General features: G+C 33.2%; 18 protein-coding genes. 12 read left to right on the top strand and 6 right to left on the bottom strand.

The features are described from left to right. The first annotated feature begins 28 nt into the window (after positions 1–28). Both ACTYBU_RS16975 and ACTYBU_RS16970 read left to right on the top strand, forming a co-directional pair. Positions 29–1,234 (top strand): ATP-grasp domain-containing protein, encoded by a 1,206-nt coding sequence (locus tag ACTYBU_RS16975; RefSeq protein ID WP_445491532.1) that lies wholly within the window; start codon positions 29–31, stop codon positions 1,232–1,234. A gap of 5 nt (positions 1,235–1,239) precedes the next feature. Continuing rightward, the gene (locus ACTYBU_RS16970; RefSeq protein ID WP_445491531.1) at positions 1,240–2,499 is read left to right on the top strand and encodes an MFS transporter; all 1,260 of its coding nucleotides are present in this window, start codon (positions 1,240–1,242) and stop codon (positions 2,497–2,499) included. Positions 2,500–3,360: 861 nt separating this feature from the next. Here ACTYBU_RS16970 and ACTYBU_RS16965 read toward each other — a convergent pair. Genes ACTYBU_RS16965 through ACTYBU_RS16955 form a run of 3 tightly spaced genes read right to left on the bottom strand, consistent with a single transcriptional unit; the run spans position 3,361 to position 4,041 of the window. Continuing rightward, the gene (locus tag ACTYBU_RS16965; protein ID WP_445491530.1) at positions 3,361–3,585 is read right to left on the bottom strand and encodes a hypothetical protein; all 225 of its coding nucleotides are present in this window, start codon (positions 3,583–3,585) and stop codon (positions 3,361–3,363) included. Then, positions 3,582–3,755: an Abi family protein gene (locus ACTYBU_RS16960; RefSeq protein WP_445491627.1), complete on the bottom strand. Its 174-nt coding sequence runs from the start codon at positions 3,753–3,755 to the stop codon at positions 3,582–3,584. The genes ACTYBU_RS16965 and ACTYBU_RS16960 overlap by 4 nt, the downstream gene beginning before the upstream one ends. Before the next feature lie 34 nt (positions 3,756–3,789). Next, a complete protein-coding gene (locus tag ACTYBU_RS16955; RefSeq protein ID WP_445491529.1) occupies positions 3,790–4,041 on the bottom strand; it encodes an Abi family protein in 252 nt (83 codons plus the stop codon). Between the two features lie 1,286 nt (positions 4,042–5,327). Here ACTYBU_RS16955 and ACTYBU_RS16950 point away from each other — a divergent pair. The 5 genes from ACTYBU_RS16950 (at position 5,328) to ACTYBU_RS16930 (ending at position 9,743) form a co-directional block, all read left to right on the top strand. Beyond that, the gene (locus tag ACTYBU_RS16950; RefSeq protein WP_445491528.1) at positions 5,328–5,594 is read left to right on the top strand and encodes a hypothetical protein; all 267 of its coding nucleotides are present in this window, start codon (positions 5,328–5,330) and stop codon (positions 5,592–5,594) included. 396 nt (positions 5,595–5,990) lie between these two features. Further along, positions 5,991–6,524: a hypothetical protein gene (locus ACTYBU_RS16945; protein ID WP_445491526.1), complete on the top strand. Its 534-nt coding sequence runs from the start codon at positions 5,991–5,993 to the stop codon at positions 6,522–6,524. A gap of 874 nt (positions 6,525–7,398) precedes the next feature. Then, complete coding sequence (locus ACTYBU_RS16940; protein WP_445491507.1) at positions 7,399–7,842, top strand: JAB domain-containing protein; 444 nt, start codon at positions 7,399–7,401, stop codon at positions 7,840–7,842. Between the two features lie 277 nt (positions 7,843–8,119). After that, positions 8,120–9,280: an MFS transporter gene (locus ACTYBU_RS16935; protein WP_445491525.1), complete on the top strand. Its 1,161-nt coding sequence runs from the start codon at positions 8,120–8,122 to the stop codon at positions 9,278–9,280. Between the two features lie 73 nt (positions 9,281–9,353). Then, entirely contained in the window at positions 9,354–9,743 is a 390-nt protein-coding gene (locus ACTYBU_RS16930; protein WP_445491524.1) for a MerR family transcriptional regulator, read from the top strand. Between the two features lie 1,407 nt (positions 9,744–11,150). Here the strand turns inward: ACTYBU_RS16930 and ACTYBU_RS16925 are convergent. Further along, on the bottom strand, positions 11,151–11,378 hold the full coding sequence (locus tag ACTYBU_RS16925) for a hypothetical protein (RefSeq protein ID WP_445491523.1): 228 nt from the start codon (positions 11,376–11,378) through the stop codon (positions 11,151–11,153). A 753-nt stretch (positions 11,379–12,131) separates the two neighbouring features. Here ACTYBU_RS16925 and ACTYBU_RS16920 point away from each other — a divergent pair. Beyond that, positions 12,132–12,449 (top strand): hypothetical protein, encoded by a 318-nt coding sequence (locus tag ACTYBU_RS16920; RefSeq protein ID WP_445491521.1) that lies wholly within the window; start codon positions 12,132–12,134, stop codon positions 12,447–12,449. Between the two features lie 67 nt (positions 12,450–12,516). Next, the gene (locus ACTYBU_RS16915) at positions 12,517–12,822 is read left to right on the top strand and encodes a hypothetical protein (RefSeq protein ID WP_445491520.1); all 306 of its coding nucleotides are present in this window, start codon (positions 12,517–12,519) and stop codon (positions 12,820–12,822) included. A gap of 691 nt (positions 12,823–13,513) precedes the next feature. Here ACTYBU_RS16915 and ACTYBU_RS16910 read toward each other — a convergent pair. Then, entirely contained in the window at positions 13,514–13,753 is a 240-nt protein-coding gene (locus ACTYBU_RS16910; protein ID WP_445491519.1) for a hypothetical protein, read from the bottom strand. Between the two features lie 86 nt (positions 13,754–13,839). Then, positions 13,840–14,157 (bottom strand): hypothetical protein, encoded by a 318-nt coding sequence (locus ACTYBU_RS16905; RefSeq protein WP_445491518.1) that lies wholly within the window; start codon positions 14,155–14,157, stop codon positions 13,840–13,842. A 609-nt stretch (positions 14,158–14,766) separates the two neighbouring features. On the opposite strand from ACTYBU_RS16905, the gene ACTYBU_RS16900 reads away from it, so the two are divergent. The 3 genes from ACTYBU_RS16900 to ACTYBU_RS16890 all read left to right on the top strand — a co-directional run bounded on the left by ACTYBU_RS16900 (position 14,767) and on the right by ACTYBU_RS16890 (position 16,429). Then, positions 14,767–15,564 carry a ParA family protein gene (locus ACTYBU_RS16900; RefSeq protein WP_445491626.1) on the top strand — a complete coding sequence of 266 codons (798 nt, stop codon included), beginning with the start codon at positions 14,767–14,769 and terminating at the stop codon, positions 15,562–15,564. Further along, a complete protein-coding gene (locus tag ACTYBU_RS16895; RefSeq protein WP_445491517.1) occupies positions 15,548–15,799 on the top strand; it encodes a hypothetical protein in 252 nt (83 codons plus the stop codon). The genes ACTYBU_RS16900 and ACTYBU_RS16895 overlap by 17 nt, the downstream gene beginning before the upstream one ends. A 189-nt stretch (positions 15,800–15,988) precedes the next feature. After that, on the top strand, positions 15,989–16,429 hold the full coding sequence (locus tag ACTYBU_RS16890; protein WP_445491515.1) for a DUF4275 family protein: 441 nt from the start codon (positions 15,989–15,991) through the stop codon (positions 16,427–16,429). Positions 16,430–16,497: the final 68 nt, after the last annotated feature.

Genomic DNA, 16,497 nt, shown 5'->3' with positions numbered 1-16,497 from the left:
GATATGAACATTGAAGGGGAATTTTTTTATGGTGAAAGGGAGTAATTCTTACAAAAAAAGAATGATCATGATTGGCGGTTGGACAAGACTTTACCAAAAAGCTGTTAATAGTGGATTTGAACTAACGGTAATTCAAGAAAAGAATCAAGTGAAACTAGAGGATTTATCCCTTATTGACCAACTTATCACGATGTCATTAGACGACTTAAAAGCAATAGGAGTGCTTAAGTATTTACACAAAGAAAAACCTTTTCACTGTGTAGTTTCCATGCAGGAAAAGGGGCTTTTAACTGCAGCATATATCCGAAAAGCATTAAACATTATGGGGAATCCTCTTGCTCCTGTCTTATTAACCAAAAATAAAGGAGAGATGAGAAAACATCTCGATAAAAATAAGATGAAGACTATTCCTTATAAGTTAATTATGACGAAGGAAGATGTACTTCATATGGTAAGAGAGTACGGTTATCCTATCATCCTAAAGCCAGTAGATGGATCCGGGAGTAGACAAATTCATAAGATCGAGAATATCCATCAGATTGATAAGGCATTTTTCGATATCAAATCAGAATATGACTCATTTCTACTCGCTGAGAAATTTATAGAGGGACAAGAAATAAGTGTAGAAGCTTTTAGTTGGAATGGAGAACACACAGTGATAGCAATGACAGATAAGTTGACTACTGGGAGTCCATATTTTGTTGAAACTGGTCATATTATACCAAGCTCTTTAACGCAAGAGCTCTTCCACAAAATTAGTGACATGACAAGTAAATTCCTTTCCAGCATTGGTCATATGATGGGACCTTCTCATACAGAAATGATAATAGATAATGGCGAAGCTTATCTTATTGAGTCCCACACTAGAGCTGGGGGAGATTTTATCTATGATTTGGTTGAACTCTCCTATGGCATTGATATGTTTTCCTTATTATTTGAAGGATTAGCTGGAGAAGTTCCAATTGTTCAACGAAAAAAGGATGTAAGTGTAGCTGCCATTCAATACCTACATCTTCCGGAAGGTACAATAAAACATATTCATCATACAAACGAGGTCCGTTTAGATCCGGACATAAAAAGGTATGAAATTAATTTGTATCCTGGAAAAAAAATAAAATCCTTCTCAAATTCTTCTGAAAGATATGGTTATTTTTTAGCGGTAGGATCTACAAAAGAAGAGGTTTTTCATAAAATTAACGCTTCTATCGAAAAATTTCAAATTGAAATGGATTGAAAAAATTGCAGAAACAATCACATTCTATTTTAAGAAATACGGCATTTCTAAAATACTTTATTGGTACTGGGATTTCTGCCATTGGAAATGGGATGCAGTTTATAGGAATATCATGGTTTCTTTTTAAGCTAACAGGCAGTACTTTTTCCATGGGATGGCTATTAGCAACTACAAGTCTTTCAGGAATTCTTTTTTCCCCTTGGATTGGTGTATTAATAGATAAATGGGATAGAAGAATAACTTGCATGATTTCGGATTTATCTCGTGGTTTGATCATTTTGCTTATCCCGTTATTATATTATTCCCATCATCTATCCATATGGATGATTTATTGTATCGTTTTTTTCGTTTCAATAGGAGATCGTTTTTATCTGCCTGCCTCCGGTGGACTAGTTCGAGAAATTGTCAATTCATCACAATTATTATCGGCTAATTCCCTAAGCAGCATGTTTAACCAAATTGGATTATTAATAGGTACTAGTTTAAGCGGTTTGATCATTGCTTATGCTAGTCCTGTTTCTGTTATGTTTTTCAATGCTTTCTCTTTTCTTATTTCAGCACTTTGTACATTCCTTGTGAGAAAGAATATTATCGTTCCAACGAAAGATTCTAATTCGAATGAATTAAATACATCTAATGTTTTTTTTAGAGATTTTAGGGAAGGTGTAACTTATTTAAAAAATAATAAGCTTATTGTAAAGATTGCTTCTATCCAATTAATATTGTATATCGCCTTATATACTTCCAATGTTTTACTACCAGTATTTACTGGGAACGTTTTGGGCTTAGGATCAAAAGAATTTGGATTAATAGACTCAGCCTGGGCTGCTGGAGCAATTTTAGGAGGTATATTATTAATTAGTATTGTGAAGAAAATAAGAGAAGATAAAGTATTATCCATCGGTATGTGTTGTTTATCTGGTGCCATATTGTTGTTTTTAAGTGCTCATAATGCGTACCAGGCAGTAATAGGATATTTTCTGATGGGACTATTTTTTGTTAGTACACGCATTAATACGGATACCATGATTCAATCTTCGGTAGAGACTCGTTTTCAAGGAAGAGTAAAAAGCACCATATCGATGTTTATCTCCTATATTAGTTTTACTTCATATTTATGTGTAGGATATTTAGGAGAGAATATAAGTTTACGTATTTTATACCTTTGTATCGCAATTATTATCTTAATTGGAGGGGTATATTCTTTACTAACGATTTCAATAGCCAAAAATATGAATAGGAAATCTGATAAAATTTCTGTTTAATGTTTTGGCATGTTTTAAAGAAAGTACTTATATTTTCTGATGAAGATAAAAGATAAATCAAATGGTGACAGAATTAAGCGAGCCGTTGATTTTCCAAGGAAAAGAATATGAATGTTACTCGAATAAGTCATTTTTAGAAGCGGTAGAGGAGGATAGAATGTAAGTTATCTATCCTTTTATATTTGTAGCAAAAATAAAGTTTTAAAGGAGATAAATAAACGAGTATTTTCCAACTATTTTAGAAGAAAAGAACGTTTATTCCAATGTAGAAAGCAAACAATAAATAAAGGAAGAACTGAAGAAAATGGGATACTTGTACTTTAATAGAGCGGCAGCATCAACGGACTGATCAGAAAAGGAATACTTTTTTCTGTCATTCCGTACGTGTCGCTTCGACACTAAAGAATCCGATAACCACGGAATCTACGGCTTTCGCCTATATGCCGCCGTATCGAACGAGCCGATAAGCATAAAAGATAAAAAAGAGGATAATTCCCGGTTGTTTCCAGGAATCGTTTTCACTTGCTTACGCATCGCTCTTTTTATCCCAATAATCCACGTCTTTCTAGAGGCATCGAACCCTTGCCGTTTTTTCTGTTTGTTTTCCTTTTCTATCCTTCCTTTGTTCTCCCAATTGTAGCAAGTTAGCTTATGACAGCGGGAAGGGCGGGCGTTTTGGGAAAGAAAGCGAAAAAGCCACGTGGGCTAAACAAGCGTAACTTTGCCAACTACGCAAAGGAACGCTTGCTAAGTTATTGGGCTTTTCTCGATTTCTAACGAAAAAATACAGAAAGAAGGAACCGATTAAATAGTCATTCCAAATCGGGAAAAGGCTTTATACATTTAGAAATGAAAAAGTTGTTATTTACTATTTTTTAATAGTTCACTCCAGTTGGGAGGAAAGCCAATGTGAGAAAACTCAATACTATCCTCATACTCCAAAATCAGTGCTTCTAAATCAGTAACAAATCTTGTTTTTTCCATATTAATTAATAATCTTTGCATGATGTATATTGCAGCAAATATATATCGATTATCCACTTGTTCTTTTTCTTTCTTAAATAAGCGAGGCTTGAACGTTATCATCTTAATCTTCCATAGTGTGCACAAACATTACGAACGTTCGATAATGTTTGCAACCAGCTTTCTAGGTATAGGTATGGAACATTGTAATACATTTTAGCGATGTGTTTTTTTACATCTTCGTTTAAATTTCGATATAGTTTGGATAAGAATCCAAAGGATGTTACTTCCATTGCCGCCCAAATAGGGATTTCTCCATGATAATTTTTATAATTTTCGGTCAAATTCGTATAAAGAAAATAATGTTTCAAAGGATGAACCGCTAACATACTGCTCTTTATTTAACGGATTTTTAAGAGTAAGTCCGTAAGCTGTAAGTCGATAATAATTGATCCTTTGTAGTGTTTTTTCAGCATTGTCAGAATTCTCTATATGTAAATTTCTGCTTTTAAATAATTCCACTTGTTCCGTATATGTAGTGGGTAATTTAACTTTTGGAATATCTTTTTCAGAATCCAACGTAACATTTCTCCTTGAATAAATAAAATGACCCACCTTGGTCCGCATTGTTAAGAGGCGTGGTGGGTTCTATTACTATGATCATATACCTTGGGAACATCTTTGTCAACGAATTGAAGTGAATACGCTTTATAATGTTTTCGTGTATATAGCATGTAGGGATAAAGGATAAAGGTAAAAGAGTACTATTAAAAGTTTTGGGATGTGCTACAAAATTAGTTTCAACGTTACGTCTTAATTTATTTAAAACAGAAAAAAGGTATAGAGACTAGGAAAAGTTATGAGATCCGCTCAAATATTAATGGCACAACACAAGCAGAATATGATCAAACTTTTTCACAAAAGTTCTTCAATCCTAGATATTTTAAGATTCTTTATTTGGTTGATTCGATACGGATATGTAAAGTATAACGAACTTTCTCTAAAAGTATTCGATTTGAAAGATGCTATTTATAAGTGATTTTAAGTGTTAAATAATCAAGAAAAGATAACATAAACGTTTCTTCCAACGTAGAAATAAAACAATAAATAAAGAAAAAAAGAAAGTAGTATAACAAGTAATTTTTAGGATTTAGAGCGGCAGCACAACAGAATGATCAGAAAAGAAATACTTTATTCTGTCATTCCGTACGTATCGCTTCGACACTAAAGAATCCGATAACAACGGACTATACGGCTTTCGCCTATATGCCGTAGGTTCCTGTCTTCTTTGCAGCAGGCCGCCGCATCGAACGAGCCGAAATGCTTAAAAGATAAGAAAAAGAGGGGAATTCCCGGCTGTTGCCAGGAATCGTTTTCGCTTGCTTACGCATCACTCTTTTTACCCCAATAAACCACGTCTTTTCAGAGGAATCGAACCTCCAAAAAGACGACTGTATGAAGAAAGTACGTTCATACAGAACGCTTTTTTGATAAATGAAAAAGCTATGTGCTAAACGGCTGCGGGCATCGAACCCTTGCCGTTTTTTCTGTTTGTTTTCTGTTTTCTATCCTTCCTTCGTTCTCCTCATTGTAACAAGTTCGCTTATGACAGCGGGAAGGGCGGGCGTTTTGGGAAAGAAAGCGGAAAAGCCAAGTGGGCTAAACAAGCGTAACCTTGCCAACTACGCAATGGAACGCTTGCTAAGTTATTGGGCTTTTCTTGATTTCTAACGAAAAAATCTTCCAAACATTGTTGAAAGTACCTTTGTAGCTTCAGATAATGAGTACAAACTTTTAGGAGAAGTTGGTAATTTTGGATTACTATATGATAAACCTATTTTAGTAGGTAAAAAAGATACATATACTTGGTTTTCTGGATTAAAAAGAATGAAAGAGATCAATTATTAGGAAAAGAAATTAAACTATATGCCCAGAATGAAAAATCTGATAAAAAAACTTTACTATCAACTGGAAAAATTGAAGTATTAAATAGTGATGATCCACAAGCTCCAGATAGTGATTCTGTATTAAAATTTAATGCTCCATTAAATCTAATGTCTGAAGGGAAATGGAAAATTGATTCTTATGTAGATAAAAAACGATTAGGAACTACTATTTTGACTGTACAGTAAACGAAAGTATTAAAAGCATACTTAAAAAGCTAGAATTTAGGAAAACTCCTAGCGTGGATCTAAGCGTTGATGTGGTCCTTTTATAGAAGATATAACGATAACTACAAGATTAGAAGAACGTAGGAAAGAATTAGAGATAGAAGTATTCATGTAATGCTCAATAAGAAAGTATATTACCACAATATAAAAGAGCACTAGGAACTAAAATAGAGGGAGGGAGATCTTCCTCTTTTTAATGGAGTATTTTTCGTATAAGGTAATTTTAATTGTAAAAAAACCAAGGAAGGAATAAAAGAAGAAAACAACGTTTCTTCCAACGTAGAAAGATAAACTTATTAAAATTAAACAAAGTACTATTGGGATATTATGTTAAAATATGATATATGGAGGTTGCATATGAAAAATCAAAAAGGAAAGCATTATTTATATATTATGTTATTCATTCTAATATTTGCCCTATCCGCTTGTTCCCAAAGTCCTCAATTCGAAACGTATCAAGGCGAAGGTTTAAGCATAGCAGTGGTTGGAGAGCTGCCAAAAATTAAGGAGGAACAAATTACTTTTCATGAAATTTCTTTTGGGGAACTGACAACTAAAGAATTAGATTCTTATAATGCTGTATTTATTATGAAAGAAAATCTAAAAAAAGCTGCTGAAAGTCAATATGCAGATGTTTACTTAAATTCAACTATTCCATTCTTTTTTATAGGAACTAATAATTATGTTCCTTTTACTGAGAAAGATTTAGAGTACGAGAAGACTTGGGATTGGACTGCTGGTAATAGTTATGCTGTTGGAGTTCTTAAATCACAAGAAAATGATACATTAAAAGAATGGGAATATGGTTTATATAATGATGAAAAGACTGCTGAACATATAAAGGATGTTTATTCAAGAATTTTTAAGACAATTGCTGAACTAAATCTTTAAGATGTAAAAAGGCACATAACCAATATGCTCCTTTTTTAGTGCTTTTTTGTTGCTAATTAAGTTACCAATTAAATTTAAATAAAGAAATAAACGTTCCTCCCAATGTAGAAACCAAACAAAAAATAAAAGAAGAAAAAGGGATACTTATGTTTAAAATGTCGGTTGCACTACGGACTGATCAGAAAAGGAATACTTTTTTCTGTCATTCCGTATGTGTCGCTTCGACACTAAAGAATCCTGAAACCTAAGGACTGTACGGCTTTCGCCTATATGCCGTAGGTTCCTATTTTCTTTGCAGCAGGCCGCCGCATCGAACGAGCCGAAATGCTTAAAAGATAAGAAAAAGAGGGGAATTCCCGGCTGTTGCCAGGAATCGTTTTCGCTTGCTTACGCATCACTCTTTTTACCCCAATAAACCACGTCTTTTCAGAGGAATCGAACCTCCAAAAAGACGACTGTATGAAGAAAGTACGTTCATACAGAACGCTTTTTTGATAAATGAAAAAGCTATGTGCTAAACGGCTGCGGGCATCGAACCCTTGCCGTTTTTTCTGTTTGTTTTCTGTTTTCTATCCTTCCTTCGTTCTCCTCATTGTAACAAGTTCGCTTATGACAGCGGGAAGGGCGGGTGTTTTGGGAAAGAAAGCGGAAAAGCCAAGTGGGCTAAACAAGCGTAACCTTGCCAACTACGCAATGGAACGCTTGCTAAGTTATTGGGCTTTTCTCGATTTCTAACGAAAAAGTCCAGAAAGAAGGAACTTTTCTGGACTTTTCCTACCCAAAACTGGCAAGCGTGCTTCTTCGTCAGCACGCCCTTCCCCCTGTTTGCGCGAATTGTTGATCCTCTCTCAAACGCAGAAAGGAGAGAGGAAACATGAAAAAAGTATATGAAGTAGTACGCATTAAACAAGTAATCAAGGAAGTGGAGGGCGAGCAAAAATATATCATACGATCTCCTCAAGATGCAGCCATCGTTGCCGCAAAGTTTATCGGAGATGAAGACAGAGAAGTATTTTTCGTGATGTGTCTTTCTACCAAAAATGAAGTAGTAGCAGTACACCGCGCACACGTAGGAGGATTGAATATTTCCTTAGTTATTCCAAGGGAAGTATTTAAAGCAGCCATTCTTAATAACAGTGCTTCCATCGTTGTGAGTCACCAGCACCCAAGCGGAGATGTAAATCCTTCCCTAGAAGATATAACCGTAACTACAAGATTAGTAGAATGCGGGAAAGTATTAGGGATTGAAGTATTAGATCATGTAATCGTCAATGCAAAAGCTGATTATTACAGCATGAAAGAGCACGGGCAAGTGTAAGTGAGGGAGAGCAATCTCCCTTTTTTTCTTCGGAAATCTTTTGATGTTACTGTTATTTTTTAATCAAGGAATAAAAGAAGAAAACAACGTTTCTTCGAACGTAGAAAGCTAACAATGAAGATAGAAAGGAAAATTGGATAAATATTAATAGTACTTTTAAATACAAATATACAGTTTCTTCGTACTGCGCAATAAATACAATTACTATCTCTAGTGTTGACATGGAGTTAACTCCTTGTTTTATATTGTAATCATCTTAAAACAAGGGGTTGGAATCATGAAAAAATACACTGTTATTTTCTTCTTTATTACATTTTTAATTGGAACTGATACATTCTTAGTTGCTCCATTATTACCTACACTTTCAAGATATTATCAAGTATCTACAAGTATATCAGGTTGGCTTGTCAGTGCTTATGCTATAGGGTATGCCTGTTTTGCCCTTCTTTCTGGACCATTCTCTGACGGAAGAGACCGAAAAAAAGTACTATTTTGGGGCATGCTAGCGTTTACCCTTTCAACATTTTTATGCGGTCTTTCTGAAAACTTTGTTATGATGTTAGTATTTCGCCTATTAGCTGGTATAAGTGCTTCATTTGTAACACCGCAAGTTTGGGCTTCAATACCTGTAGTTATTAAAAGAGAATGTGTTGTGCAAGCAACGGGTTATGTAACTGCGGGTTTTGCAGTTTCTCAACTCATTGGAATTCCGATAGGTAGTTACTTAGCTGTATTGTCTTGGAGAACTCCATTTTTTTTTGTTTCGGTGTGTACTTTGTTTTTATCCGTAATAGTTTTATTTTTGTTACCAAACTTGACGGTTGGACAGCATAGTAAGCAATCCATGATGTCTATATTTGTAGATTTATTTAAAAATAATAAAGCACTTTGGTTCTTACTCGCCTACTTTTTCTTTGAAATGGGTATTTTTGCTATGACACAGTTTACTGGGACTTGGCTATCAATGAGTTATAAATTGACCGTTGCCGGCATTGGAACCGCAATGCTTGCAATTGGAGCAGGTAATTTAATTGGAACATTAATTAGCCACCGTGTTACTAATAAATTTGGTTTTAAGTGGGTTTTTCTTTCAGAATTGATTATTATTGCTATTCTTTATATCGTTCTGCCATTCTCGTCCAACTTAATCATATCGATTACCATGCTTACACTAAACTTTTTCGTTAATGGTCTCCTTTTTCCTTTACTCATGGTGTCTATGCAACAATCTGCTCCAACAATGCGAAGTACTATTTCTGCGTTTTCTAACGCTGTCATGTATCTTGGTACTACCATTGATGGAATAATAGGTGGGTTTCTGATTACACACTTCTCAGGATTTTACGGAGTCTCTTTCTTTGCTGCCATTTTAACTATAATAGCACTAATTGTTTTCTCAGCCACTAGTCTCTTGCAAGAAGAAATTAGTTTAGTATAATCGTATAAACGGGTGACAAACAAGTTTCTATTTACTAAAGAATGACCATACTGGGTCTTTATGAGGTGATGATTTGAAAACCTATAGAATTTCTGAAGTATCCATGCTTGTTAATCTTTCGGTTGATACTTTGCGCTACTATGAAAAAGTTGGTCTAATTTCAGGTCTATTAAAAAACAAAAGAGGGTACAAAGTTTACACGGAAAGGGATATCCTTTCCCTCCGCTTTACTATCAATCTAAAAAAGACAGGCATGCCACTAGCAGAAATCAAAAAATATATTGATTTTTATGCAGAGGATTATTTAGACGAATGCTATGAATTATTAAATGCCCATGCTACATTGGTAAAACAACAAATTAAAGAGAGAGAAGAACTCTTGGAAATATTAATTTATAAATTATCTAATTTCAATGAATTAATTAAGAAAAAGAAAGATAAGTTTAAAGAGCTTGACATATAGGTGTTAATACACAGTACGTTGATTGCGACATAATGTTTCCACTATGTCGCAATAAGTGTCTTTGTTGTAAAGCAAGATAACCATGTCTTTTTAGAGGCATCGAAACTCACAAGGACGACTGTATGAAGAAACTAATTTATATGGATTCACATAACTGTGATAAGCATTCGAGCTTTCAAGTGCTCGTTTAGTTTCCGCATCAATAATTGTGTGTTTCCAATACTCTTTGTTTTTAGTCTGAACAAATGAAGCAAAGAAATATACTTGTCGTTCTGGATGTACAAAAGGAGAAAGTTCCTGTTTTGGTTGACCGAAATATCTTCCTGTTTTCTTCTCGAAATTTATTAGTGTATAAGGTGTTTCTTTATAAGATAGTTTACTCGAATACTAAATGTAGCATCTTCAAAAATTCCTGATATACTTCTTTATTCAACTGCTATAGTTGAACAAATCGACCGTCTTTTGATGGTCGATTTGTTTGTATCAAATATTTAACAGTATAGTTTTATAGGGCTAATATATTAAACAAATAAAATATGCAAAACACCTTAAGTTAATTGATAATAATAATAAAAGACAATTCCACAAAGAAAAGCAAGCAGAACGAAACCCTACCTCATAAATTAATGTGATGTAGGGTTCTAATCGTCCATTTCTGTATAATAAGAGTTATTTGAACGCCATAAAGATACTTTTTTTCAAGGTCATGTACATAATCGGCGTTAAGATTTGATAGATTTGCATAAGAAAAAATCAAAATTAATTAATTTAGTAAGAGGAAAAGAACGTTTCTTCGAACTTAGAAATCTAACAATAAAGGAAGAATAGAAGATAGAAAGATAATATATCTCTTTAGATATCTTTTATAGAAATCACAATTCTAAAAATCCATCTGCGCAGGTCTAACTTAGTCACTAACTCATAACATAAGCTATATTCCGTTGTGAGCTTGGAGAATATAAATTCAGAGATGTGATTTATTCCTTAACAATTATAATAAGCGAATACTTGAAATCAGCGTATGTAAAGGACAAGGATAAATCCGTTTATAGTAAAGAGGAAAAAGAGAAGGGAATCTTGCAAGAAAAATTTTTAAAAATTTCTTGTTTCAGATAACTGTATAGAAATATTCAATCATGTAATGCATATCAAAGGAGATCCTTAAGCATGAAAGATCACTAGAAACTGTAAAAGAGGGAGAGAAATCTCCTTTTTTTCGTGGAGTATCTTTCATATAAGGTAATATTAATAGAATAACTTTCAAGGAAGAAAGAAAAGAAGAAAACAACGTTTCTTCTTTGGTAGAAAGATTCCTTGTGGAACCTTTAATTATTCTTCTAAATCATCCTTCTATTTGTTTCAATTATTCTAGTTATTTCTAAAAAAATCTTCTTAGACTAGATATAGTTAAATAGCAACCTCACTCGATTTCGATAACCAAAAAATAAAAAAGACTTTATACGAAGGTTGTTTTTGAAATGCTGACGCTATAAAATCACTATTAATTGACAGTTTTTTATTGTTTTCCGTCTTAGTTGTTGGATTAACAGCAGTTTCAGTAGTGATATTTTGACAACCAAAAAGAAGTGAAGATATAAAAGTTAAGGATAATGAAATAAGAATAGCTTTTCTCAAATCACATTACCTCCCAAAGTTTATTATTAGTATCATTCTCATTTGACGAGTCAGCCCATCTAAATGTTTCTATGGATAAATTTCAACACAGAAAATCTAAATACCAAAAACAACAAAACTTTACGAAAACAGCCTTTCTTAATAAATCAACAATAAAATTTAACATAGCCTATAACAAAAAAAGGTAGCGTATTTTTAAGTGTGAAATACAGCAAAGATTTAAACGGTGACCTGGGTGGAACAAGAAATCGAGAATAATAGGATAAAAGAATCCTCACTGAATGGCTTTTCTTGTATCATGGCAATGTAAAATAGAAAGGACATGAATTACACTACTCTACTTTTCCATCCAAAAGGAGAAGTTCCATATGCCATATGCTTAAGAAACAAAGGGAACGCGAGGAAAAAAGCTAGAGGAGTATCAGAAGGGGAACCTTGTCGCGAGTTATACTCATCTCCATTTTGGATCCTGTCAAGTAATGAAGGAGAATTGGATCACGCAATGCAAGGGACACAACCATATGGCTAAAGCTCTTCCTATCATGTTTCTATGGAAGCATTCGGACAAAGGAAAAGAATAATAAAGTCATTGAAAAGATAATAAAATTATTAAAAAATAGAGCCGATACTAAGAAACTTAGTGTTGGCATTTTCCAGTCGTCGGAAAAATTAAGAATTAAAAGGGTTGAAAAAACAACAGGGAAAGTGTAAAGTTACACTAAATGATACCAAGAAAATATAAAGGTGGTTTAAATGAGGAAGAAAATTTGGATTGTATTATTCGTTTTATTTATTTTGATAGGAAGTCCAATTGCTTGCATAAAATTTAAAGAAAAAAGTGTTGAAGGTAATGTAATTAACTATTTGACAACCGAAAAAAACATTTCTAAAAAGGATATTATCTCTAGTGGATCGTTTATAGCAAATTTAAGTGGAAGTAAAAATTTTATGGTTGGTATTAAACTAAAGAATGATGATAAAACGTATTTTTATTATAAGGATAAAGGGAAAATTATTTTAGAATCTTATACAGAAAATGGAGTAGAGCATGTAGAAAATAAGCAAATGTAGATTTGAAATAAAGTTGAATGGTTTGCTGTGGCTTTTAATTATTGATTATTAATTGGAGGTGAGAATGATGATAAAAGCTAATGTTCTTATAATTGGAAGTATCATTTTAGCTACCATATTAGGAATATTTGGTCAGGGAATTGCTTATTTTTTGAATGAAAATATTATAGAAATTCACCCTATATACTATTTAACTGCCTTAACAATGATAAGTGTTTTCTTGTATTTAGTCACACCTGCATTAACATATATCGCTATTAAAAAACAAATAATTGAAAAAGATAGATTTGGTGTATATACCCTTGTTATTAGTACCATAGGTCTACCGACTTCCTTTTGGTCATTATTTGTTTTAGCCATGTGGTGGGGTTAATGTAAGAATTAGCAGTATAGAAAATGATCAAAATTATTCTATTATTCATTTTTCGATTTTTAACAGCTAAGAATTCCAAAATTATAACGATAAACCCTTCTGATAATTTGTGTTTTTGGAAGGGCTTAGGGGGCTTTTTAATTGGAAGTAAAACTGGAAATAAATACAAAATAATCGATAGCTCTAATGAATCTAGTGTAAGATAATAGAAAAATAAAAATTTTCCTGACTGGGTTTAGATGAAATCATCATGCTCTTTAGATTCTTCAGGGAGCTATCAATTCCTCTTTTTCAAGGAAGCGGATGCATGCTCCAAAATATTTTGAAGATACCATGGTACCTGGTGATAACAAGTATTATAAATATTTTAAATAAAAACTTCGAAGAAAAGAACGTTTCTTCGAAGTTAGAAACCAAGAAATAAAAGAAGGTAGAAAACATGTTTGTATTTGTTATGTTTTTTGATTTTTAATAGAAAAAACATAATGGTGATTAAAGATGCAGGGCATGGTTAAGTAACATTAGCATTTTTATTCCATGGTAGGTAGTAAAACTAAAAGCTGTTTATCCGTGGCTGAAATGATAAGTATTCTCCTCTTTTTCCAAACTGGTATAATCGTAACACTACATTTGCATATTCTTTTTTAGAAAGAGGATCTTCTAAGAGTAAAAGAATTCCTGCTCCAGTATCTTATGTTTTTTTCTGTTTTTTCCATTCTATTTTTAGTTCATTTCTCGATAATCTTACCGCTTCTTCTTCATTTTTACCGTCTGCTTTTCCTACAATTCGTTCGGCTTTATCTCGGGCATAAGAGGAATAAGCGACAAAACGGCCATCTTTGCATTTGTATAAATCTGTTATAATCGTCCCACCGATTCTTTCTCTTATCTTCACTATTCTTGCTTCCACTAAATTAGCTAGCGTATCCATTTAGTTCACTTCCTTTATCTTTTTTTATTACTTTCCATTTTTCTTCATTAAGTTTTCTAGATTTTTACATGAAAAACTGTAGATGATTAATTAAAAGCTTCAGGGTATGGATTAAGTAGCATTAGCATTTCTAATCCGGATATAGCAGGTAATTTTTGCAGGAATGGATCAAGTTCATGATAGGAGGTAAAACGAAAAGCTGCTAATTCGTGGCTGAAATGATAAGTATTCTCCTCTCTTACCAACTGGTATAATCGTAAAATTTGATTTTCATATTCTTTCTCAGAAAGAGCAGCTATCCCGATGTTTACATCAACAGGTGAAATCATAATCCCTTCTTTTTTCATCCCTTTCATAAGTACATTAGGATATACCACTGATATAGCAGAATTTGAACGAAACAATCACAACAACTCCTTTTTTTTATATAAAATATATACTAGATAGGAAGAAGATAATAGGTCTTTAGGCTATATTTAACAAAATTTTCACATTTTTCAGAAATATATTAAAAAATAGTTATGACAGCTTACTCTTGAAAAAGAAAAGAGCATTCTCCTTTTTTGATTTGTTCATCTAATTTAATAACGATAGTTTTCTTTTTCTATGCATTACAAATAAAGATTTACTAAGGTTAAAGTTGTTTTTCTCGTAAAATGAGATTAATTCTTCTTCAACAAATAATAAATATCCATGTAAGAAAGTTCCGCTAATAATTGTGATACTAGCAGTCCCTATGCGTAATTTTTAAATTTTCATGTAAATATTACATAAGCTTCATTAGGCTGGTCCTTCCTCTCTATTTTTTTTCAACAATTTTATTGTTTGTGAGCTTGAAATACAAACGTTTTCGGTCAGCCTGCAGTTTTAGCAATTACCTTTATTTACTCTCTGAGATTCTTTTTAAATTATCTAAAAGGATTTTTCTCATTTTTAGAGAAAGAATTAAGAGATAAAAAGAATCGTATAAATAAAAGAAGAAAACAACGTTGGTAGAAAAGAAGGTGGAAAGATTGGCGATTACGATTACGCTAGGGATCCAAAAAGGCGGCTGCGGAAAATCAACCACGACTGGAATTTTGTCCTATTTGTTGAGCAGAGATGGGTATAGGGTGTTGGCGATTGATATGGACTCGCAAGGCAACTTAACCGAGTTGTTGTCCGAACAGCCGTCTAATGAGTTTGTAGGGAAATCTGTTTTAGAAGCGATGCAGCATGGAAATATTAACGATTATATAGTTCCTATTGGAGAAAATTTAGATTTACTGCCGGCGAATAATTTTTTAGCAACGTTCCCAAGGTGGATCTACACAGGAATAACCTATACAGGTGATAGTATTCCTTTTAGTGGCATTCCAAGTTTAATTTTAGACCATTGTTTGGATGAAGTAAGAGATGAATATGATTTTATTGTGATTGATACGCCACCTTCTTTGTCCGAACAAACAACCAACGCGTTGTGCGCAAGTGAGTATGTTGTTGTTTTATTTGAATGCTCCAACTGGTGCTACTCGGCGATTCCTAATTTCATGGATTCGGTTATTGGAGCTAATCAACATGGAAACAGGGATACAAAAGTTATCGGCATATTAAGAACGATGAACGATGTAAGAAGAAATGATGCAAAAGCGTTCAATGAAATGATCGAAGAAGACTATCCGGATGAAGTGTTCAAAAAAATTATTACGAGAAAGGCACCAGTCGGTCGTTTAGCTCTGTATGGTTTTAGCGATAATAGTGAATTAAAACAGGCTTTGGAACAATACGAAGGATTTTATAAGGAGCTGATCAATCGTGTCGAACGTAAATGATATTAAGAACAGAAGAAGACTTCAAAAAACGGTTACCCCAACACAAGCACTTTCACAAGAAGTAGAAGAAAAGAACGTTTCTTCGAAGATGGAAAAGAAGGTAGAAAGAAAGCGTGTATCGTTTGATCTTCGAACCGATTTACATAAGCAATTGAAAATGCAGTCTATACTGGAAGAGAAAAGTATTTATCTTTTAATTGAAGAAGCATTGGAAAAATACTTGTCAGAAAAATAGGTCTCCACCATTTGTGGGACCTATTTTTTCCTGGAAAAAGTATTTCCTCCAACTACAACTTTTGTTACCCTTTTATAGGGATGACTTAATGGTTGGTTGTGTTCGTCCTATGCAGAAGAATAAATATAAAAAATTTTTTATGTAAATTCATGTTGAATTACCATTATTATAGGTATATGGAGGCAGTGTATGGACTTACTAGAAAAACTTAAAAATAAAAATATGAAAATAGTAGAACTGCCTAAATGGGGGGCTTATTTACGGAAAGAATGGGAAAATAACTTTGCTCATCATCTTAATGAGAAAGAAAAGAAGTCCATTTATTTAATCGAGAGTGGACGGGTTTCAGGCTTTCTCTGGCATCTGTTTAGTTATAATAAAAAGGATTATTTTGAAGGTGAAAAAGCTGAGGAAGCATTCCATAATGAACGAAAGAATAAATGTTATATCTTCTACCAACATTCGGATTACGCATTGCTTCTTGAGAATGCTTCTTTGTTTCACAAAAATGACCTAATGGATGAAACAGATATATATGTTGTAGATAAAGAATTTCGCTGGACATTTGTCATAACACACGAAACAGGTTTGTGTGGTCCATATTTTAGCCGGAATAAAAATTATAAGTAAAAAAATAGATTGAATATAGAAATAATGTGGGTATGGAATTGTTGAGTTAAAATAGAGTTGTTCCGTTA

The organism is Niallia sp. 03133, assembly GCF_052663225.1.
This window is presented reverse-complemented; position numbering and strand designations above follow the sequence as displayed.